This is a genomic window from Pseudomonas sp. SGAir0191, assembly GCF_002812565.2.
Taxonomy (GTDB): Bacteria; Pseudomonadota; Gammaproteobacteria; order Pseudomonadales; family Pseudomonadaceae; genus Aquipseudomonas; species Aquipseudomonas parafulva_B.
Window position 1 is genome coordinate 3072755 of record NZ_CP025035.2, and the last position, 21938, is coordinate 3094692.

Sequence of the window (21938 nt, forward strand, 5' to 3'; positions counted from 1 at the left end):
CAGCCCCCCGACTCCAGCGCATTTTTCATGTATGATATGCGCCCTCCAAAAGCCTGACTGTCCGAGAACACCCCATGCAGCTTTCTTCGCTCACTGCGGTTTCCCCTGTAGACGGCCGTTACGCCGGCAAAACCCAGGCCTTGCGCCCCATCTTCAGCGAATTCGGCCTGATCCGTTTCCGCGCCCTGGTCGAAGTGCGCTGGTTGCAGCGCCTGGCCGCCCACCCGCAGATCAGCGAAGTGCCGGCGTTCTCCGCCGAAGCCAACGCGCTGCTGGACAATCTGGCCACCGATTTCAAGCTCGAGCACGCCGAGCGAGTCAAGGAAATCGAGCGCACCACCAACCACGACGTCAAGGCGATCGAATACCTCCTCAAGGAGCAGGCCGCCCAGCTGCCTGAGCTGGCCAAGGTCAGCGAATTCATCCACTTCGCCTGCACCAGCGAGGACATCAACAACCTGTCCCACGCCCTGATGCTGCGCGCCGGCCGTGACGAGGTGCTGTTGCCGCTGATGCGCCAGATCGCCGACGCCATTCGCGCCCTGGCCCATGCCCACGCCGACGTGCCGATGCTCTCGCGCACCCATGGCCAGCCTGCCTCCCCGACTACCCTCGGCAAGGAGCTGGCCAACGTCGTGTACCGCCTGGAACGCCAGATCGCCCAGGTCGCTGCCGTGCCGCTGCTGGGCAAGATCAACGGCGCCGTGGGCAACTACAACGCCCACCTGTCGGCCTACTCGCAGATTGACTGGGAGCAGAACGCCCGCGCCTTCATCGAAGACGAGCTGGGCTTGCAGTTCAACCCCTACACCACCCAGATCGAGCCGCACGACTACATCGCCGAGCTGTTCGACGCCATCGCGCGCTTCAACACCATCCTCATCGATTTCGATCGGGACGTGTGGGGCTACATTTCGCTGGGCTACTTCAAGCAGAAGACCGTTGCCGGCGAAATCGGCTCTTCGACCATGCCGCACAAGGTCAACCCCATCGACTTCGAAAACTCCGAAGGCAACCTGGGCATCGCCAACGCCCTGTTCCAGCACCTGGCCAGCAAGCTGCCGGTTTCGCGCTGGCAACGTGACCTGACCGACTCCACCGTGCTGCGCAACCTGGGCGTGGGCTTTGCCCATAGCGTCATCGCGTATGAAGCCAGCCTCAAAGGCATCGGCAAGCTCGAAGTGAACCATGCCCGCATAGCCGCCGACCTGGATGCCTGCTGGGAAGTGCTGGCCGAGCCGATCCAAACCGTCATGCGTCGCTTCAACATCGAGAACCCCTACGAGAAGCTCAAGGAGCTGACCCGCGGTAAGGGCATCACGCCAGACGCCCTGCTCAGCTTCATCGATGGGCTGGACATGCCCGCCGAAGCCAAGGCCGAACTCAAGCAACTCACCCCCGCTACCTACATCGGTAACGCGGCAGCGCAGGCAAAACGCGTCTAACGCGCGCTCTGCGCCCAACGCCCGGCCTGGCCGGGCGTTTTTATTCCCGTCTGAAAATTACGTTTTTTCAATAGGTTGAAGATGAATCCTGATACTCCACTGCAGCTGCTGGGCGGCATTACGGCCCGTGAATTCATGCGCGACTACTGGCAGAAAAAGCCGCTGCTGGTGCGCCAGGCATTCCCCGATTTCATCAGCCCGATCGATCCGGACGAGCTGGCCGGCCTGGCGCTGGAGGATGAAGTCGAGTCCCGTATCGTGCTCGAGCACGGCGCGCACCCGTGGGAGATGCGCCGCGGCCCGTTCAACGAGGACACGTTTGCCGAGCTGCCAGAACAGGACTGGACGCTGCTGGTACAAGCCGTAGACCAGTTCGTACCGGAAGTTGCAGAGCTGCTGGAGAACTTCCGCTTCCTGCCCAGCTGGCGCATCGACGACGTCATGATCAGCTTCGCAGCCCCCGGCGGCAGCGTTGGTCCGCACTTCGACAACTACGACGTGTTCCTGCTGCAAGGCCATGGGCAGCGCAACTGGAAGATCGGGCAGATGTGCGACAGTGACAGCGCCCTGCTCGAACACAGCGATCTGCGCATCCTGGCCGATTTCGAGCAAAGCGGCGAGTGGACCCTGGAGCCTGGCGACATGCTGTACCTGCCGCCGCGCCTGGCTCACTACGGGGTTGCCGTGGACGATTGCCTGACCTACTCGGTCGGTTTCCGCGCACCGAGCGCCGCCGAGGTGCTCACCCACTTCACCGACTTCCTCGGCCAGTTCCTGCCGGACGAAGAGCGCTACAGCGACGCCGATGCACAGCCGGTCAGCGACCCTCACCAGATCCAGCATGATGCCCTGGACCGCCTCAAGGCCCTGCTGGACAAGCACATGGGGGACAAGGATTTGCTGTTGACCTGGTTTGGCCAGTTCATGACCGAGCCGCGTTATCCGGAGCAGATCGTTGGCGAAGAATTGTCCGAGCAGGAACTGCTCAACGCCTTGCAGCAGGGCGCCATCCTGATTCGCAACCCGAGCGCCCGCATGGCCTGGTCCGAGTTCGAGAGCGATTTGTTGCTGTTCGCCAGCGGACGTAGCTGCCCGCTGCCTGGAAAGCTGCGCGACCTGCTCAAGCTGGTATGTGCTGCCGACGCCTTGCATATCGAGAATCTCGGCCAGTGGTTGCAGGATGAAGATGCAGTGATGCTGATCCAGCAGTTGGTCAAGCAAGGCAGCCTGGGTTTCGCCGATGAATAAGATTCGGGTGCGCCTGGCCGATTGGGTCAAGGACAACGCCGACATTCGCCGCATCCGTGAAGCGGTGTTCGTCGCCGAGCAGCACATCCCGGTCGAACTGGAGTTCGACTCCGAAGACCAGGATGCCTTGCATTTCCTGGCTCTGGAGGGCGACTACCCGATCGGCACCGCGCGCTTGCTCGCCGATGGCACCATCGGCCGAATCTCGGTGCTCAAGGATTGGCGCGGCTTGAAAGTGGGCGACGCGCTGGTCAATGCCGTCATCACCGAAGCGCAAGGCCGTGACCTCAAGCCGCAACGGCTAAGCGCGCAGGTGCACGCCACACCGTTCTATGAGCGGCTGGGCTTCAAAGTGGTCAGCGAGGAGTTTCTCGAAGCCGGCATCCCTCACGTAGACATGGTGCGCGAGTCGCACTTGCCTTCGTGAAACGTGTCAGGCCTGCGTGCGTCTGAATCACGGCGTGCTGGGGTGATTGCCGCTCTTGTCCATACGGGAGCGGCTCGAGCTCACGTGCCCACGTGTCCCAGTCAGAAGCTGCTTGCCGGCCGCAGGCTGACCGGTAGTCGTATTCAATCGCGCTGATATCGCGCCAATCCTGTGCCGGCTCTTATCGGCCGGCACATCCGGATACGCCTTGCACTGTACATCCATCCACATAAAACTTGCCTACTTCGTTGCGCACCCGCATCCTAGCGCTCATATCCATCGATGAAGCGTCAGTGGCCATGCGGCTGTTTCTGTGTGAAAAACCCTCCCAGGCAAAAGACATCGCCAAAGTGCTCGGCGCCAATCGCAAAGGCGATGGCTGTTGGCAAGGCACCGACGTGTGCGTGACCTGGTGCATTGGCCATCTGCTGGAAACGGCCCCACCCGACAGCTATGACGAGCGCTACAAGCGCTGGACCCTGGCCGACCTGCCGATCATCCCGCAACAGTGGAAGATGCTGGTCAAGCCCAAGACCGCCAGCCAGTACAAGGCGGTCAAGCGTTTGTTGGGCGAAGCCCGCGAGTTGGTCATTGCAACCGATGCCGACCGCGAAGGCGAAATGATTGCCCGCGAGTTGGTCGAACACTGTCGCTACCGTGGCCCGATACAACGCCTCTGGTTGTCCGCGCTCGATGATGCGTCGATTCGCAAGGCGCTGGCCCGCCTGCTGCCGGGGCAGGAAACCTTCAACCTTTACCACTCGGCGCTGGGCCGTTCACGTGCCGACTGGCTGATCGGGATGAACATGAGCCGGCTGTTCACTCTGCTGGGGCGTCAGTCCGGCTACCAGGGCGTACTCCCGGTGGGTCGCGTGCAAACGCCGACCCTGCGCCTGGTAGTGGACCGAGACCGCAGCATCGCACAGTTCGTACCCGTGCCCTTCTGGGCCATCGATGTCCGTCTAAGCCACGCCAACCAGGCGTTCATGGCCCAGTGGCGGGCGCCGGAGGATGCCTGCGACGACCAGGGTCGCTGCCTGAACCAGGCATTGGCGCAGCAGGCAGCTGCCGCCATCGAGCAGGCCGGTGTCGCCCAGGCCGTTAAAGTTACAACGGAACGTGTACGCGAAGCCGCACCCCTGCCCTTTGACCTCGGTACCCTGCAAGAGCTGTGCTCGAAAAAGTTCGGCCTGGGCGCTCAGGAAACCCTGGATATCGCCCAGGCACTCTACGAGACCCACAAGCTGATCACCTACCCGCGCAGCGACTGCGGTTACCTGCCGCTGAGCCAGCACGGGGAAGCGCCGGCCATTCTGGCGGCGCTGCAGCGGGCCGATGCCAGCCTGGCCCCCTTGCAACCTCATCTTGAGCCCCAGCGCCGTTCACGTGCCTGGAACGATACCAAGGTCAGTGCCCACCACGGCATCATACCGACGGTCGCCGCCAGCGACCCAGGGCGCCTGCCAGCCAAGCACAAGTCGGTGTACACCCTGATCCGTGCGCGCTACCTGGCACAGTTTCTACCCCACCATGAATACGACCGCACCCAGGCAGACTTCGACTGCGCAGGCCACGCCTTGCGCGCCGTGGGTAAGCAGATCGTCGAGCCAGGCTGGCGTCGCGCCCTGCCAGAAGCCTTGACGCCAGCCAAGGGCCGCGAAGCCGCCCCGCCCCAGGTACTCCCAACGTTGCGCGAAGGCCAAGCCTGCGCGGTCCAGGATGTCCAGCTCAAAGACCTGTGGACCCAACCACCCAAGCCCTTCACCGAAGGCGACCTGATCAAGGCCATGAAGAACGTGGCCAAGCTGGTGGACGACCCTCGGCTTAAGCAAAAGCTCAAGGAAACCACTGGGATCGGTACCGAGGCCACCCGTGCCAGCATCATCCAGGGCCTGCTGGACCGAGGTTACCTGGTCAAAAGTGGCAAGGCGCTGGCAGCAACGCCTGCCGCTTTCAGCCTGATCGACGCCGTACCCCGCGCCATCGCCGACCCCGGCACCACTGCCATCTGGGAGCAGGCACTGGACATGGTGCAAAGCGGCGACATGAGCCTGGAAGAATTCGTGGCCCGGCAATCGGCCTGGATGGGCAAGCTGGTAGAACGTTGCCGCGGTCTGCGCATGACCATTACTGGGCCGGCGGCGGGCGCTGCCCCGCCCTGGAAGAAAAAGCGCAGAAGCAGCGGTAAGGCCCGATCAATGTCAGGCAAGGCAACAGGCGCCAAAAGTGGCGCAAGTAAAAGCAGGCAACCGAGAAAGAAGCCCACATAAACCTGTGGGTGCAGGCTATAGCGGGCGGATTGGGCGGCATCTGCTAGATTTCCCTGGACCTGTTTCACTGTGGAGTCGCCCATGAGCCTGGACTCGGAACGCACGCCTGCGCAAACGAGCTTCCCGAATGTACTCGCTGAAGTTCGCACCTTTCGTGCCCGGTATCCCGACGTGCGCCATGTCGACCTGATCAGCCTCGACATCCCAGGCCATTTCTATGGCAAGCGCTACCCGATCGACATGCTTGAGAAGGTCGCCGCCGGTAGCCCGCTCAAACTGCCCCAGAACGCGGTGCTACTCGGCACCCAGGGTGGCCTGTTCCAGATCGGCGACTACTGCTTCAACGACGGCGACCCTGACGCCCTGCGCCGGCTGGTGCCCGGCACATTGAAGCCCGTCACATGGGAAGCGCAGCCCTTGGGGCAGATGCTGATCAGCAGCGATGCAACGCCAGCGCCCATCGCGTTCGAGCCTCGTGAGGTGCTGGCGCGTGTTCTGCAACGCCTGGCACGCCGCGGGCTTCATCCGGTCGTGGCGTTCGAGCTGGAGTTCTATCTGTTCGACCGCGCGCTCAAAGCGGGCCTGCCGCAGTTTCCTCGCGACCCGCTGAGCGCCGATGAGGACGACCAGCCCAACTTGCACATCGAGCGCTTGAGCCGCTTCGCAGACGTACTGCATGACATGGTTGCCACAGCCAACGTGCAGGGCGTGGATGCCAACGTCATCACCGCCGAGCTGGGGCCAGGCCAGTTCGAAATCAATTTCGGACACTGCACCGACGGGCTGCAAGCGGCGGACTGGGCGGCGTTGTTCAGCCGTAGTACGCGCGGTGTCGCGCGCAAGCACGGCCACCGCGCCTCGTTCATGAGCAAACCCTACCTGCATGCGCCCGGCAGTGGCATGCATGTGCATGTCAGCCTGTATGACGAGGGAGGCAACAACCTGCTGGCCGCTGATGGTCAGCGTCCGCTGCGCCATGCAGTAGCCGGATGCCTGTCTCTGCTGCCCTATTGCATGCCAATCTTCGCCGCCAACCACAATGCATTTCGCCGTTACGGCGCCATGGTCAACGCCGCCAGCCGGGCCAGCTGGGGGTACGAAGACCGCGATGCCTGTATTCGCATCCCCGAATCCGATGCCCGCAACTTGCGCATCGAACATCGTCTGGCCGGCGCCGATGCCAACCCCTACCTGGTGCTGGCCGCTATCCTGTGCGGCCTGGAACAGGGCCTTGACGCCGCGCAGGAACCCATCGCACCGTTGAACGACGACCGCACCAGCGGCATCGACTTTCCCAAGGACATGCTCAGCGCAGTGACGGCCATGCAGCACGCGCCTGCGGTGATCGAAGGCTTGGGGGCCGAATTCGTTAAGGTGTACTGCGAAAACAAGCGCCAGGACCACCTGGCGTTCATGCATGAGATCAGTGCTCGCGAGTACCGCTGGTTTCTGTGATCACGGCGGTATCGTGCTGGCGCGGGTACCTCGATCAACACCCGCGTTGGCACTTGCACGGTAGGGGTATTAACATGTCCCGCTTATCGCGCGGCGTTTTGTCGCATACCGTCACATTGCCTGCCAGATTCCCATGCCTTTCGAACTTACCGTAGAACCCTTGACCCTGCTCATCCTGGCAGTGGTCGCTTTCGTCGCCGGTTTCATCGATGCCATCGCTGGCGGCGGCGGCCTGCTGACCACGCCCGCCCTGCTGACAGCCGGCATGCCGCCTCACCTGGTACTGGGCACCAACAAGCTCAGCTCCACGTTCGGCTCGGCCACGGCCGGCCTGACGTACTACAGGCGCAAGCTCTTTCACCCGGTGCAGTGGCGTCGTGCCCTGTTCGGCACCTTGGCCGGGGCCCTGCTAGGGGCGGTCGTTGCCCACTACATGCCCGCCGAATGGTTGAACAAGATGCTGCCGGTGATCGTGTTCGCCTGCGGCCTGTACCTGTTGTTCGGCGGTACGCCAAAGGCGCCACTGGACGCCGATGCCCCGATTCGCAAGAAGTGGCAGCTGCCGCAAGGCCTGACCCTGGGTTTCTATGACGGCGTGGCTGGGCCGGGTACAGGTGCGTTCTGGACGGTCAGTACCCTGCTGCTCTATCCCATCGACCTGGTTCGCGCCAGTGGCGTGGCCCGCAGCATGAACTTCGTCAGCAACATCGCAGCCCTGACGGTGTTCGTGATTTCCGGGCAGGTGGACTACATCGTCGGCCTGTGCATGGGCCTGTCGGTCATGGTCGGCGCCTTCTTCGGCGCCAGAACGGCGATCAGCGGCGGCAGCAAGTTCATCCGCCCTGTGTTCATCACCGTGGTGCTGGCCCTGACCGTGCGCCTGGCCTGGCAGCACTGGTTTGGCCAAGCGTGATACGCCAGCCAGAGACTGCACGCATAACGGGTTAGGAGCCGCGCCCTCTGGAGCGGGCCTGATCGGTCACTGTCCGGGGAAAGCAGGTTCGGCATGGCCCAGTCGGCGGGCTACGTACAGGTCGATCAGGTAACGGGCAATCGACCGCCCCGCCGGCAGCGGCGGCAGGTCGTGCACATTGAACCAGCGGGCGTCCTCGATTTCATCCGGCTGCATGACGATGTCGCCAGCGGCGTATTCGGCATGAAAGCCCAGCATCATCGAGTGCGGGAAGGGCCAGCACTGGCTACCCACGTACTGGATGTTCTTGACCTCCAGCGCCACCTCTTCGCGCACCTCGCGCACCAGGCAGTCTTCGGCCGACTCGCCGGGTTCGGCGAAGCCTGCCAGGGTGCTGTACACACCTGCCACGAAACGCGGCGAGCGCGCCAGCAGAACCTCGTCGCCCCGTGTAATCAACACGATCATGCTGGGCGAGATGCGCGGGTAGCTGCGCAGGTCGCACGCGCTGCAGTGCATGGCGCGCTCCCAGCGAATTTGCGACATGGGCTGGCCGCAACTGCCGCAGAACCGATGTTCGCGCGCCCAAGTGCCGATCTGCGCGGCATAACCCAGGACCGTGTAGGTCTCGGCATCCCCTTCGAGCATGAACGTGCGCAGGCCGCGCCAGCTGCAACCGGCTATTTGGGCGGCCTTGGCGAGCTCAAGTAGAAACACCGGCTGGCCGTCGAAGTGGCCGATGCCATGCTCGCACAGCACATCCAGCCCCTGGCGCTTGAGCCAGTCGCGCTGGAACAACGCGCCCTCTTCCCCAACCAGAAAACCCTCCGGGCTGTGGGCCACGGCCAGTCCGGCGGGCGTTTGCGGGTCGAGTACTGCGGTCGTCCAGCGTGCTGACATAAGGGCATTCCTGTGAGGTGCGCCCGTCGACTCTGTCAGTCGGCGAACGACGGTTTGTGTTTGTTCATGTGTGCAGCCATGGCCAGGCGCATGTCTTCGGACTGCAACATCGCCGCATTCCAGGTGGCGATGTACTCAAGGCCGTCGTCGATGCGGTGATCACGCATGTAGCTGAGCATGTGCTTGGTACCCGCCACGGCGATCGGTGATTTGGCTGCGATGTCCCGGGCAATGGCGAACACACCTTCGAGCAAGGCGGCCTGGTCATCGTAGACCCGGTTCACCAGGCCGATGCGCAGCGCCTCTTCGGCTTCGACGGTGCGTCCCGTGTAGGCCAGTTCCCGCATGATGCCGTCGTTGATGATGCGTGGCAAACGCTGCAGTGTGCCGACGTCCGCGGCCATGCCCATGTCGATTTCCTTGATGGAGAACTGGGCGTCACGGCTGCAATAGCGCATGTCGCAGGCTGACAGCAGGTCGATGGCCCCGCCGATGCAGTAGCCCTGCACCGCTGCCACCACGGGCTTGCGGCAGCGGTCGACGGCGTTGAACGAGGCTTGCAGGCTCAGGATGGTCTTGCGCAACGTGCGGGCGTTGCGCGAAGGGTCCTTGCCCATCTGCCCCGCGACCGAGGCTAGCATGGCCAGGTCGATACCGGCCGAGAAATGTTTTCCAGCGCCGCTGATGACCACGGCCCGTACCGCGTCGGTGTCATCCACCCACTGGAAGATCTCGATGATTTCCTCCCAGAACGCGGCATTCATGGCGTTGAGTTTTTCCGGGCGGTTGATCTGAACGTGGGCAATGTTCTCGTTCAGCTCAACCTTGAACGCGCTGTACTGGGTCACGGGCGACACTCCTGTGGGCTCTGGCAATGACAGCGATGGTAGCGCAGCCCGGTTGCCGTGCGTCTGCCAAAAGCGGGACTGCCGGAACGGGCGGACGGTCCAGGCCTGGCAACGCGCGTACAACTTTTGCTCAAGGCAGGCATCGAATCTGTGTAAGCACTCACTCTCAGGAGAAACACAATGGCGATACGCAAGGCATTGATGCTTTCCTGCATGGCCCTTGCCCTGGTTGGCTGCGCCGGCAATGATCACCCTGCCCCACCGCGCACGCAGCAGGTGGACCTGCAACGCTACCAGGGCACCTGGTACGAGCTGGCAAGGTTGCCGATGTTCTTCCAGCGCAACTGTGTGCAATCAGAAGCCCACTACGCCCTGCGCACCGATGGCCGAATCGATGTGACCAACCGCTGCAGGGAGAAAGACGGCCAGTGGAACGAGGCCAAGGGTATCGCCGAAGCTCAGCAGCCGGGCAGCACCGACAAGCTCTGGGTACGCTTCGACAACTGGTTCAGCCGTCTGGCGCCTGACCTGACCAAGGGTGAGTACTGGGTGCTCTATCACGACAAGGACTACCGCGTAGCGCTGGTCGGCCATCCTAACCGCGAGTACCTGTGGCTGCTGTCCCGCACCCCGGCCATTCCGGACAAGACCCGTGACCAACTGCTGGACATTGCCCGCGAGCAAGGCTATGACACCAGCAAACTGGTCTGGCGCCAGGCTGACAGCACAGGCGTCGAATAAGACTTTGATGGCGCATGACAAGGAGTGAACATGGACCTGCTGTTTCTGGGCACCAGCGCCGGTGCCCCGACCAAGGCCCGCAACGTCAGCGCAACGGCGCTGCTGGAGACGACGGGTAAACGCTGGTACTTGATCGATTGCGGTGAGGGCACTCAGCATCGTCTGCTGCACACACCGCTGTCGACCCAGGACCTGGGCGGCATCTTCATCACCCATGTACATGGCGACCACTGCCTGGGTTTGCCCGGCCTGCTGGCCAGTGCAAGCATGAACGGGCGGCGCCAACCGTTAGATGTGGTGTTGCCCCGGGCCTTGCACGATTGGGTGCGCGTCAGTTTGGCGGTTACCGACAGTCATCTGTCCTTCGATCTGCGGCTGTTGCCCGTCGAAGAGTTCAGTGGCTGGCACAACGCGGCCGTAACGGTGAGCACCGTCACTTTGTCGCACCGCGTGCCTAGCGTGGGCTACCTCTTCGAGGAGCGCTGCCCCGAGCCACGGCTGGACAGCAGGCGCCTTGACGCCGAAGGCGTGCCTCGTGGGCCGCTGTGGGGGGCGCTGGCGAAAGGCCTGGCAGTGAATCACCAAGGTCGTGAGCTGCAAGCGGCGCACTACCTTCAGCCTGGTCGAGCTGCCCGCCGCATCATAATCTGCGGCGACAACGACACGCCCGAACTGCTGGCCGAGGCAGCGGCAGGTGCCGATGTGCTGGTGCACGAGGCGACCTTTACGCAACCTGCGGTGGAGCGATCCGGCGTGACGTATGGCCACAGTACTGCGGCGGCAGTGGCTCGGTTTGCCGAAGCGGCCGGGGTGCGTAACCTGGTGCTGACGCACTTCAGTGCGCGCTACCAGGCTGACAATCGGCGCAGCCCGTCGATTGATGACGTAAGGCAAGAGGCTGCCTTGCATTATGCTGGTAACCTCACGTTGGCCGTGGACCTTCAGCGGTATCATTTGGGGCGTGAGGGTGTTTTGTTGCCAGTCGATTGAGCGGCCTGCATGTGCCCGGGTGGTATTGGTATGGGTATGAGCCGCCTTGGACTTCCTGGGTGAATTATGGATCGTGGGGTCCGCTGCGCGGCCCATCGCGGCACTAGGCCCCCCAACAATGGATCTGCGTAGTCCTCACATTTCTGCAAGCACCGCTACCCGTTGTGGGAGCGGCCTCCCACAATGGATCAGCGTAGTCCTCACATTTCTGCAAGCACCGCTACCCGTTGTGGGAGCGGCCTCGTGCCGCGATGGGTCGCGCAGCGGACCCGGCAATGTAAACCGCGAAGCTGAAACCCAGAGACCGCCCCACCGCCCACAGCTTCATCCTCGCAGCGCCTGTCAACCAGACTGCTATAGCGTCCACAGCGTCCACAACAGCGTGAACAGCCCCGCAGCTAAGCCGCCATTCGCCCCTTGGCCACCGCTTCGGACGCCGCCAACATGGCGCGCAGCAGCACGGCACACCCCGCCGCCAGATCCTCTGGCGTAGCGTTCTCGATTTCGTTATGGCTGATGCCGTTTTCGCACGGCACGAAGATCATGCCAGCGGGCCCAAGTTCAGCCAGGAAGATCGCGTCGTGCCCTGCCCCGCTGACGATATCCATGTGCGGCAAACCCAGTGCCTGGGCCGACTCACGTACCGCACCCACGCAGCCGTCGTCGAAATACAAGGCCGGAAAATCTGCGGTGGGCACCAGCTCATACGTCAGCCCATGCCGTTCGCAGGTCTGTTCGATCACGCTGCGGACCTCGGCAATCATTCCCTCTAGCCGGTCCCCCTCGAGGTGACGCAAATCCAGGGTCATGCGCACTTCGCCTGGAATCACATTGCGCGAGCCAGGATAGGCTTGCAGGCAGCCCACCGTACCGCAGGCGTGAGGCTGGTGGCCCAGGGCGGCGCGGTTGACCGCTTCGACCACGGCAGCGGCGCCGACCAGGGCATCCTTGCGCAGGTGCATGGGTGTTGGCCCGGCATGGGCCTCCACCCCACGCAACGTCAGGTCGAACCATTTCTGGCCCAGGGCGCCGAGCACCACGCCGATGGTCTTGGCCTGGTCTTCCAGGATCGGGCCTTGTTCGATGTGGGCTTCGAAATACGCCCCCACCGGGTGGCCCGTCACCGCCCGGCTCCCGGCGTAGCCGATTTCATTCAACGCTTCGCCCACGCTGATCCCTTGGGCATCGCGTTTTGCCAGCGTCTGCTCGAGACTGAACTTGCCGGCAAAGACCCCCGAGCCCATCATGCACGGCGCAAAGCGCGAGCCTTCCTCGTTGGTCCATACCACCACTTCCAGCGGTGCTTCGGTTTCAACGCCCAGGTCGTTGAGGGTGCGGATGACCTCCAGCCCAGCCATGACCCCGTAGCAGCCATCGAACTTGCCACCGGTGGGCTGGGTGTCGATGTGGCTGCCCGTCATCACCGGCGGCAGCGCTGCGTTGCGCCCTGGCCGACGGGCAAACAGATTACCCACCCCGTCGACCGTCACCGTGCACCCCGCCGCTTCGCACCACTGCACGAACAGGTCACGGGCCTGTCGATCCAAGTCGGTCAGGGCGAGGCGACAGACGCCACCCTTGGGCGTGGCGCCCAGGCGCGCCAAGTCCATGAGCGATTGCCACAAGCGTGCGCTATCGACATGCCGGGCAGTCGATTGAAGAACGTCTTGAGCGCGGGTCATAGGTTTCTCCTCAGGCTTTTCTTGTCGGATGTGTAAGCCACGGCGCGGGCCTGCCCGCACTGCGACGAGCAGGTTACTCAAGGCAAAGGCTTGGCCATGCGCGCCGAGCTGCGGGCGGCCATGGCGGCGAAGACGTAATACAAGCCAGCGCCAAGCAGCGAGCCGGTGAACCAGCCATAGTCGTAGAACCAACTGAAGTGACTGTTGCCAATGGCCATTACTGTGAGCGCCACGGGCAACGCAAAGGCCGCAAAGCCGGGCCAGTGCCAGGCGGGATAGACGTCATCGCGGTACAGCCCGGCCAGGTCCAGGTACTGACGCCGGACCAGGAAATAATCCACCACCATGATCCCGGCAATGGGCCCCAGCAGGCTGGAATACCCCAGCAACCAGTTGGAATAGACGCTTTCAAGGCTGATGTCGGAAACGATCCAGCCCAGCTTCTTGAGCAGCTCGTGGCCCATCAGCGCCAGCCCGATGAACCCGGTCAGCCACACCGCCCGGCTGCGGCCGATCAAGCGCGGGGCAATGTTCTGGAAATCGTTGGTGGGCGAGACGATGTTGGCCGCCGTGTTGGTGGACAAGGTAGCGATCACGATCAGGGCCATGGCCAGCGCTACCCAGAAGGGGCTTTGAATCTTGCCGATCAGCGTCACCGGGTCGGAAACGGTCTCGCCCACCAGCGAGGCCGAGGCCGCCGTCAACACCACACCCAGCGAGGCGAACAGGAACATGGTCAGGGGCAGGCCGAATATTTGCCCCAGAATCTGGTCCTTCTGGCTACGGGCATAACGACTGAAGTCCGGGATGTTCAGCGACAGGGTGGCCCAGAAGCCCACCATGGCAGTGAGCCCTGCGCAGAAGTAACCCACCACGCTGGCCCCTTGCGGACGCTTCGGTGGCTGGGCCAACAGCTCGGTCATGGACATGTGCGGCAGCGCCCACACCAGCAGCCCGATACCCACCGATACCAGCAAAGGTGCGGACAAGGTTTCCAGCCACTTGATCGATTCGGCGCCGCGCAGCACCACCCATAGGTTCAGGCACCAGAAAATCACGAAACCGATCACCTCGCCGGTGCCGCCCAGGGCCTTCCAGCCCTCGAATACCGAGCCTAGAAACAGATGAATCGCCAGCCCGCCGAACAGCGTCTGGATCCCGAACCAGCCGCAGGCGACCACCGCTCGCACCAGGCAAGGCACGTTGGAACCCAGGATGCCGAAGGATGCACGCAGCAGCACCGGGAAGGGTATGCCGTACTTGGTGCCAGGAAAGGCGTTGAGCGTCAGTGGAATCAGCACAATGAGGTTGGCCAGCAAGATGGCCAGCAGCGCTTCACCCACGCTCAGGCCGAAATATGCCGTGAGAACCCCGCCCAGGGTATAGGTAGGCACGCAGATGGACATGCCTACCCACAGGGCGGTGATGTGCCACCTGTTCCAGGTGCGCTGATGCACCTTGGTGGGAGCGATGTCGGGGTTGTAGCGCGGGCTGTCGAGCACGTCGGCGCCTTCGCACAGCTCTACCAGGCCGTTGCGATCAACCACGTGCGATCTGCTCTGTTGCATGGGGCCTTCTCCAGAATGTTGTTGTAATTGTTCGCTCATCGGGGCGAGTCGATGGCCGGAGTACACACGCAGAATGTGGATAGAAATTTCGACCAAATTTTGATCTTGTCAAGTTCGTCAGCATGATCCGAAACACCTATGCTAGAGCCACCCTCAGTTTTATTTCCTTATTAATCAGCAGGTTAAAAACCACAAATTCCGTGTGATTTATTTCTTGCTGAATCCAGAATCTGCATCTAGCCTCGAATCTTGTCAGCGATGACAGGATCTCTCCTGCCACCCTGGCCTACACAATTCCAAGAACCGGCACAGACCGGTCAGCCTGCGAGGAAAACGGCATGTCCCTGTTGATCCGTGGCGCCACCGTGGTCACCCACGAAGAAAGCTTCAGCGCCGATGTCCTGTGTGCAAACGGCCTGATCCAGGCCATCGGCCAAGACCTCGACCCACCGGCCGGTTGCAAAGTGCTCGATGGCAGCGGCCAGTACCTGATGCCCGGCGGGATCGACCCGCATACCCACATGCAGTTGCCATTCATGGGCACCGTGGCCAGCGAGGACTTTTTCAGCGGCACCGCCGCCGGGCTGGCAGGCGGTACCACCTCCATCATTGATTTCGTGATCCCCAATCCCCAGCAGTCGTTGATGGAGGCGTTTCACACCTGGCGCGGATGGGCAGAGAAGAGCGCCAGCGATTACGGCTTTCACGTGGCCATCACCTGGTGGAGCGACCAGGTAGCCGAGGAAATGGGTGAGCTGGTTGCCCACCATGGGGTGAACAGTTTCAAACACTTCATGGCTTACAAGAACGCCATCATGGCCGCTGACGACACCCTGGTCGCCAGCTTCGAGCGCTGCCTGCAACTGGGCGCCGTGCCCACGGTGCACGCCGAGAACGGCGAGCTGGTGGATCACCTTCAACGCAAGTTGCTGGCCCAGGGCATGACAGGGCCTGAGGCGCATCCGTTGTCACGTCCGCCCCAGGTCGAGGGCGAAGCGGCCAGCCGCGCCATCCGTATCGCAGAAACCCTCGGTACGCCGTTGTACCTGGTGCATGTCTCCAGCCGCGAGGCGCTGGATGAGATTGCCTACGCTCGCGGCAAGGGGCAGCCGGTCTACGGCGAGGTCTTGCCTGGCCACCTGCTGCTGGACGACAGCGTCTACCGCGACCCGGACTGGGCCACGGCAGCAGGCTATGTGATGAGCCCGCCCTTCCGACCGCGTGAACACCAAGAGGCGCTGTGGCGCGGCCTGCAGTCAGGCAACCTGCACACCACCGCCACCGACCATTGCTGTTTCTGCGCCGAGCAGAAGGCCATGGGACGCGACAACTTCAGCCGCATTCCCAATGGCACGGCCGGTATCGAGGACCGCATGGCGGTGTTGTGGGATGCCGGTGTGAACACAGGTCGCCTGTCGATGCACGAATTCGTCGCCGTCACGTCCACCAACACGGCGAAGATCTTCAACCTGTTCCCACGCAAAGGCGCCATTCGTGTCGGCGCCGACGCCGACCTGGTGCTGTGGGACCCACAGGGCACGCGCACTTTGTCGGCCAAGACCCATCACCAGCAGGTGGACTTCAACATCTTCGAAGGCCGCACCGTGCGCGGCGTGCCCAGCCACACCATCAGCCAGGGCAAGGTGGTGTGGGCCGACGGTGACTTGCGCGCCGAAGTCGGTGCCGGACGGTATGTCGAACGCCCGGCCTACCCGTCGGTGTACGAACTGCTCGAGCGTCGGGCCGACCACCATCGGCCCATCCCCGTGCCCCGCTAGCCGCTGACACTGATCGACCGGCTTTCATTGCAAGACCGACTCGTCAGGCCAACCCGTGCCTGGAGCACGGCGTGCCGGTGAGCGGGGCCGCCTGCGCTCCACCCTTTCAAGCCCACGACAAGAAAGAGAGGCTACCACCGTGATCGACGCACTGAACCATTTGCCGCGCCCTGGGGCCGGTAGCGACCAGCTGGCCGAGCATTTCAGCGACTTGGTTCCACCACTGACCGCGCGCCAGGCCGCCGTGGAGAGCGCGCGCTGTCTGTACTGCTACGATGCCCCGTGCATCAACGCCTGCCCCAGCGACATCGACATTCCGTCCTTCATCCACCGCATCAGTGATGAAAACCTGGAAGGTGCTGCCGAACGGATTCTGTCGGCCAACATCCTGGGTGGCAGCTGCGCCCGTGTCTGCCCGACCGAAATCCTTTGCGAACAGGCCTGCGTGCGCAACAACGCGCAGGAATGCGCGCCGGTGCTGATTGGTCAGTTGCAGCGCTATGCCCTGGACAACGCCCAGTTCAGCGGGCATCCCTTCCAGCGCTCTGTGGCGACCGGCAAGCGTATCGCCGTGGTCGGCGCCGGCCCGGCGGGCTTGTCCTGCGCACATCGCCTGGCCATGCACGGGCACGATGTAGTCATCTTCGAAGCCAGTGAAAAACCGGGCGGTCTGAACGAGTACGGCATTGCCCGCTACAAGCTGGTGGATGACTTCGCCCAGCGTGAAGTGGCGTTTTTGCTGGGCATCGGTGGTATCGAGATCCGCTACAACCAGCGCCTGGGCAGCAACCTGAGGCTCGGTGACTTGCGGGACCAGTACGATGCCGTGTTTCTCGGCCTTGGGCTCAGTGCCGTGCGGCAACTGGGCCTGCCCGATGAGCAGGCGCCGGGCCTGCTGGCTGCCACCGACTACATCCGCGAGCTGCGCCAGGCGGATGACCTCAGCCGCTTGCCTTTGGCCGACCGCTGCCTGGTGATCGGCGCCGGCAACACGGCGATCGACATGGCCGTGCAGATGAGCCGCCTGGGGGCACGCGACGTCAACCTGGTGTATCGCCGTGGGGCGCCCGACATGGGCGCCACGGGCCACGAGCAAGCCATCGCCAAGGCCAACCAGGTGCGCCTGCACACCTGGGCGCGTCCCGACGCCGTACTGCTGAGCGACGATGGCAACGTACGCGGCATGCGCTTCGCGCGCACGGCGATGGTGGACGGTCGCCTGGGTGATACCGGGGAAACCTTCGAACTGGCTGCCGACGCGATCTTCAAGGCCATCGGGCAGCGCTTGGAAGACCAAAGCCTGGCTGACCCGGTCGCCGCGCAACTGGCCCGCGATGGGGAGCGCATCCGCGTCGATGAGTGCATGCAGACCAGCTTACCGGGCGTGTATGCCGGCGGTGACTGCACTGCCCTGGGCCAGGATCTCACCGTACAGGCCGTACAACATGGCAAGGTGGCGGCCCAGGCCATCCATGCCCAACTCATGCTCAATGTGGAGGCCGCGTAAATGGCTGACTTGTCTATCGTCTTCGCCGGCATTCGCGCCCCGAATCCCTTCTGGCTGGCCTCCGCCCCGCCCACCGACAAGGCCTACAACGTGGTACGCGCCTTCGAAGCGGGCTGGGGTGGCGTGGTCTGGAAAACCCTGGGGGAAGACCCTGCAGCGGTGAACGTCTCGTCGCGTTATTCGGCGCACTTTGGCGCCAACCGCCTGGTTCAGGGCATCAACAACATCGAGTTGATCACCGATCGGTCATTGGAGATCAACTTGCGGGAGATCACCCAGGTCAAGAAGGATTGGCCGGACCGGGCACTGATCGTGTCGCTGATGGTGCCGTGCGAGGAGGCATCGTGGAAATTCATCCTGCCGCTGGTCGAGGCCACCGGGGCCGATGGCATCGAGCTGAACTTCGGCTGCCCCCACGGGATGCCCGAGCGTGGCATGGGGGCGGCGGTGGGCCAGGTGCCTGAGTATGTGGAGATGGTCACGCGCTGGTGCAAGACCTACTGCTCGCTGCCGGTGATCGTCAAGCTTACCCCCAACATCACCGACATTCGTCAGTCGGCCCGAGCCGCGCACCGGGGTGGCGCCGATGCGGTGTCGCTGATCAACACCATCAACTCCATCACCAGCGTGGACCTGGACCGCATGGTGGCCCACCCGATCGTCGGCGACCAGAGCACGCACGGGGGTTACTGCGGCTCGGCCGTCAAACCCATCGCGCTGAACATGGTCGCGGAAATCGCCCGCGACCCCGCCACCCAAGGCTTGCCGATCTGCGGGATCGGCGGTATTGGCAATTGGCGTGACGCTGCCGAGTTCGTGGCTCTGGGCAGCGGCGCGGTGCAAGTCTGTACGGCCGCCATGCTGCATGGCTTTCGCATCGTCGAGGACATGAAGGACGGCCTGGCACGGTGGATGGATCAGCATGGGCATGCCCGTCTTGAGGACTTCCGAGGCCAGGCGGTCGGCCACACCACCGACTGGAAGTACCTGGACATTAACTACAAGTCCATCGCGCACATCGATCAGCATGCTTGCATTGGTTGCGGCCGGTGCCACATCGCCTGCGAGGACACCTCGCACCAGGCCATCGCCAGTACGGTGAAGGCCGACGGGACCCATGCCTATAGCGTGATCGAGGAAGAATGCGTGGGCTGCAACCTGTGCCAGATCACCTGCCCCGTGGAAGACTGCATCGAGATGGTTGCGCAGGACACTGGCAAGCCGTACCTGAACTGGACGCAGGACCCGCGTAACCCCTATCGGGAGGCTGGCTGAGGGTGGGAGTGTGAATGCAGGCGCAGTTTCGCCAGGCGCCGGATCCGTCGCGTAGCGGCGTACATGGGCTTGATGATTGTAATTAAGGCTGAAATCGTGGGGCCGCTACGCGGCCCATCGCGGCACTAGGCCGCTCCTACAAGGGGTATCTGCAGCGCAACGTTGGATTTCCAAAGTTCGAGAAGGCATCCGCTTTCTATCAGATCTGGAGGCTATCGAATCCAGTGTAGGAGCGGCCTAGTGCCGCGATGGGCCGCGTAGCGGCCCCACCATTTCAGCCCTGCATGGTAGTTCGCTCAAGGCTCCAACCCAATGCCCCTCAGGATTACGCTGGTCACCGTCTGCACGGCGCTTTCGAAATCCCGGTCGGACAGCGGCTCGCCGTCGTTGAGCAAGGCCACCTGGTACCCGAAGTCGGCATAATGCTGGGTCGATGCCCAGATCATGTACAGCAGCGCCGACGGCTGCACTGGCAGAATGCGCCCCTGTTCCACCCAGCGGCGGATCTTGGCTTCCTTGAGTCTGGCCCAGGGCACCAGGCTTTCATCCAGGTTGGCCCTGAGCACCGGCGCACCGTGCAGCATCTCCTCGGCCCAGATTTTCGAGCCCAGCGGCCGTGAACGGGAGTGTGCCATCTTCGCGCGTATGTAGCTGGTCAACACGACGCGGGGGTCATCGAAGTGCTCGAAACTCAGGGCATCTTGTTTCCAGACTTCAAGCAAGTCCTGCAATACCGCACGAAACAGGTCGTCCTTGGTCTTGAAATAGTAATGAAGGTTCGAGCGCGGCAGTTGCGCCTGCTCGGCAATGTCGCCCATGGACGTGGCAGCGAAGCCCTTTTCGGCGAACACACGCTCGGCGGCCTGCAGAATCTTCTCGATGTTGCGACGACGGATTTCAATCTTGTGGTTGGCCATCAAGCGCTGACCGTGAACTGGATGTTGTCGATCTGCCAATCCATACCGCCAATGCCCATGGTTGCTCCGTACTCTCGCAAATGTCCCGTAGTCTACTCCGCTTGCGCAGCGAAACCACCAGCCGGCGCAAGCGCCGGCTGCCAAGCTTCAGGCACTGGCGCGCACACGCGCAGGGCACTGCGCACGGTGCAGGTTGAGCGCGGTATTGATGATGCCGATGTGACTGAACGCCTGCGGGAAGTTGCCCAGCATGCGCTTGCCTACCGGGTCATACTGCTCGGCCAACAGGCCCACATCGTTGCACAGGTCTGTCAGCCGCTGATACAGCGCATGCGCTTCGTCCTGGCGCCCCAGCAGCACGTACACGTCGGCCAGCCAGAAGGAGCACACCAGGAACGTACCCTCGCCTGCCGTCAGGCCATCGGTACAGCTGTCGGTGTCGTAGCGCAGCAACAGGCCGTTGTGCAGCAGGCGTTTTTCGATCTGGGCCAGGGTGCGCAGAAAGCGCGGGTCATGGGCCGGCAGAAAGCCGGTCAGCGCGATGTGCAGCAGGCTGGCATCCATCTCTGAAGAACCGTAGGCCTGCACAAAGTGCTGGCCCTGGGCATCGAGGCCCTGCTCGCACACTTCGCGGCGGATCTGATCGGCGACCTGCCGGTAGTGAAGGCCCCGTTCACGGTCCTCCTCGGTGGTGTCGGCAAGCCCTGCGGCACGGTCGAACGCCACCCAGGCCATGACCTTGGAGTGCACGAAATGCTGCCGACCACCGCGCACTTCCCAGATGCCTTCATCAGGTTCACGCCAGATGCTTTCCAGGTACGGCATGATCACCCGGCTAATGGCCGCGCTGCGCGGGTGCCTGGGCAGACCGCCGCGGATGGCCTGGCTCATGGCGTCGGCCAGCTCACCGTAAATGTCCAGCTGGGTCTGCGCGGCGGCTGCGTTGCCCACCCGCACCGGCTGGGAGTGCTCGTAACCGGCCAGCCAGGGCAAGGTGTATTCCTGAAGATCACGCTCACCGGCCAAGCCGTACATGATCTGCATCTGCTCCGGGTTGCCCGCCACCGAACGCAACAACCATTCGCGCCAGGCCTGGGCTTCTTCGAAGTAGCCCAGGTTCATGAAGGCCAGCAAGGTCATGGTGGCATCGCGCAGCCAGCAGAAGCGGTAGTCCCAGTTACGCTCACCGCCCACGCGCTCAGGCAACGAAGTCGTCACTGCCGCCACGATCCCGCCCGTGGGGGCATAGGTCATGGCCTTGAGCACCAGCAACGAGCGCCGCACCAGGGCCGTGTACGGTCCCACGTCGGGGCACTTGGCTGCGAAGACCTGCCACTGATCCACGGTGGCCTTGAGGCAGGCATCGATGTCCTGTTCGGCGGGCACCGGCAGGTGGGACGGGTGATGACGCAAGCTGAACACATGCCGCTCGCCCTCACCTACCCGCACACGCGCCACCGTGTGGTGATCGCGGGCATGGGGCGCCACGGTCGAGGACAGGATCAAGCGGTCCGGGCCTGCCACCGCGCTGAGGGTCAGCGGGTCGAGCCGCTCCACCCAAGGGACGCTGCGCCCGTAGTCAAAGCGCATCACCAGGTCCATTTCGAACGTGGTCTGCCCCGAAAGGCCTTCGACGATGCGCACCACTGCGTTCTCGTCACCCAAGGGCATGAAGTCCAGCACCCGCGCCTTTCCCGAGGCCGTGACCCAGACGGTTTCAAGCACCAGCGTGTCGTCCAGGTAGCGCCGGGTGCGTTCTATCACAGGGTCCGAAGGCGCCAGGCGCCAACGGCCATTTTCCTCGTTGCCCAGCAAGGCCGCGAACACCGCTGGCGCATCGAAACGCGGCAGGCACAGCCAATCGAGCGAGCCGTCGCTGCTGACCAGGGCTGCGCTGCGGCAATTGCCCAGCAGGGCATAATCTTCAATATGGGCAGGCATCGAGACTCCAGAAATTCAGTGCGTCCATTGTGC

At 63.2% G+C, this 21938-nt stretch carries 17 protein-coding genes; 11 read left to right on the forward strand and 6 right to left on the reverse strand.

Features of this window, described 5'->3' with window-relative positions; genetic code table 11:
- Nucleotides 1–74: 74 nt before the first annotated feature.
- The 6 genes from purB (at nt 75) to CWR53_RS13910 (ending at nt 7758) form a co-directional block, all read left to right on the forward strand.
- Nucleotides 75–1445, forward strand: a complete 1371-nt coding sequence (purB, locus tag CWR53_RS13885) for an adenylosuccinate lyase (protein ID WP_023534849.1) — start codon at nt 75–77, stop codon at nt 1443–1445.
- An 81-nt stretch (nt 1446–1526) separates the two neighbouring features.
- Nucleotides 1527–2693, forward strand: coding sequence for a cupin domain-containing protein (locus CWR53_RS13890; RefSeq protein WP_058603471.1), 1167 nt, complete (start codon nt 1527–1529; stop codon nt 2691–2693).
- On the forward strand, nt 2686–3120 hold the full coding sequence (locus CWR53_RS13895; RefSeq protein WP_058603472.1) for a GNAT family N-acetyltransferase: 435 nt from the start codon (nt 2686–2688) through the stop codon (nt 3118–3120). The genes CWR53_RS13890 and CWR53_RS13895 overlap by 8 nt, the downstream gene beginning before the upstream one ends.
- A gap of 299 nt (nt 3121–3419) precedes the next feature.
- Nucleotides 3420–5390 carry a DNA topoisomerase III gene (locus CWR53_RS13900; protein ID WP_100852656.1) on the forward strand — a complete coding sequence of 657 codons (1971 nt, stop codon included), beginning with the start codon at nt 3420–3422 and terminating at the stop codon, nt 5388–5390.
- 81 nt (nt 5391–5471) lie between these two features.
- Nucleotides 5472–6845 (forward strand): glutamine synthetase family protein, encoded by a 1374-nt coding sequence (locus tag CWR53_RS13905; protein ID WP_100851870.1) that lies wholly within the window; start codon nt 5472–5474, stop codon nt 6843–6845.
- 133 nt (nt 6846–6978) lie between these two features.
- On the forward strand, nt 6979–7758 hold the full coding sequence (locus tag CWR53_RS13910) for a TSUP family transporter (protein WP_058603474.1): 780 nt from the start codon (nt 6979–6981) through the stop codon (nt 7756–7758).
- A gap of 66 nt (nt 7759–7824) precedes the next feature.
- Here CWR53_RS13910 and nudC read toward each other — a convergent pair whose 3' ends face one another.
- Entirely contained in the window at nt 7825–8658 is an 834-nt protein-coding gene (gene nudC / locus CWR53_RS13915) for an NAD(+) diphosphatase (protein WP_058603475.1), read from the reverse strand.
- Between the two features lie 35 nt (nt 8659–8693).
- A complete protein-coding gene (locus CWR53_RS13920) occupies nt 8694–9506 on the reverse strand; it encodes a crotonase/enoyl-CoA hydratase family protein (protein WP_100851871.1) in 813 nt (270 codons plus the stop codon).
- Between the two features lie 180 nt (nt 9507–9686).
- Here CWR53_RS13920 and CWR53_RS13925 point away from each other — a divergent pair, with 180 nt between their 5' ends.
- Together CWR53_RS13925 and CWR53_RS13930 are read left to right on the forward strand one after the other, a co-directional pair.
- Nucleotides 9687–10247, forward strand: a complete 561-nt coding sequence (locus CWR53_RS13925) for a lipocalin family protein (protein ID WP_058603477.1) — start codon at nt 9687–9689, stop codon at nt 10245–10247.
- 30 nt (nt 10248–10277) lie between these two features.
- Complete coding sequence (locus CWR53_RS13930; RefSeq protein WP_100851872.1) at nt 10278–11237, forward strand: MBL fold metallo-hydrolase; 960 nt, start codon at nt 10278–10280, stop codon at nt 11235–11237.
- Nucleotides 11238–11635: 398 nt separating this feature from the next.
- On the opposite strand, the gene CWR53_RS13935 is transcribed toward CWR53_RS13930, so the two are convergent.
- Together CWR53_RS13935 and CWR53_RS13940 are read right to left on the reverse strand one after the other, a co-directional pair.
- Entirely contained in the window at nt 11636–12919 is a 1284-nt protein-coding gene (locus CWR53_RS13935; RefSeq protein WP_100851873.1) for a Zn-dependent hydrolase, read from the reverse strand.
- Nucleotides 12920–12996: 77 nt separating this feature from the next.
- Entirely contained in the window at nt 12997–14487 is a 1491-nt protein-coding gene (locus tag CWR53_RS13940; RefSeq protein WP_100851874.1) for an NCS1 family nucleobase:cation symporter-1, read from the reverse strand.
- Nucleotides 14488–14825: 338 nt separating this feature from the next.
- On the opposite strand from CWR53_RS13940, the gene hydA reads away from it, so the two are divergent.
- From hydA to preA, 3 genes are all read left to right on the forward strand, one after another.
- Nucleotides 14826–16265 carry a dihydropyrimidinase gene (gene hydA, locus CWR53_RS13945; protein ID WP_100851875.1) on the forward strand — a complete coding sequence of 480 codons (1440 nt, stop codon included), beginning with the start codon at nt 14826–14828 and terminating at the stop codon, nt 16263–16265.
- A gap of 139 nt (nt 16266–16404) precedes the next feature.
- Nucleotides 16405–17772, forward strand: coding sequence for an NAD(P)-dependent oxidoreductase (locus CWR53_RS13950; protein WP_100851876.1), 1368 nt, complete (start codon nt 16405–16407; stop codon nt 17770–17772).
- On the forward strand, nt 17773–19047 hold the full coding sequence (gene preA / locus CWR53_RS13955; protein WP_058606159.1) for an NAD-dependent dihydropyrimidine dehydrogenase subunit PreA: 1275 nt from the start codon (nt 17773–17775) through the stop codon (nt 19045–19047). It abuts the gene before it with no gap.
- A gap of 296 nt (nt 19048–19343) precedes the next feature.
- Here the strand turns inward: preA and CWR53_RS13960 are convergent, their stop codons facing one another.
- Together CWR53_RS13960 and CWR53_RS13965 are read right to left on the reverse strand one after the other, a co-directional pair.
- Nucleotides 19344–19964: a TetR/AcrR family transcriptional regulator gene (locus CWR53_RS13960; RefSeq protein ID WP_078478331.1), complete on the reverse strand. Its 621-nt coding sequence runs from the start codon at nt 19962–19964 to the stop codon at nt 19344–19346.
- A gap of 147 nt (nt 19965–20111) precedes the next feature.
- Nucleotides 20112–21905, reverse strand: coding sequence for a glycoside hydrolase family 15 protein (locus CWR53_RS13965; RefSeq protein WP_058605041.1), 1794 nt, complete (start codon nt 21903–21905; stop codon nt 20112–20114).
- Nucleotides 21906–21938: the final 33 nt, after the last annotated feature.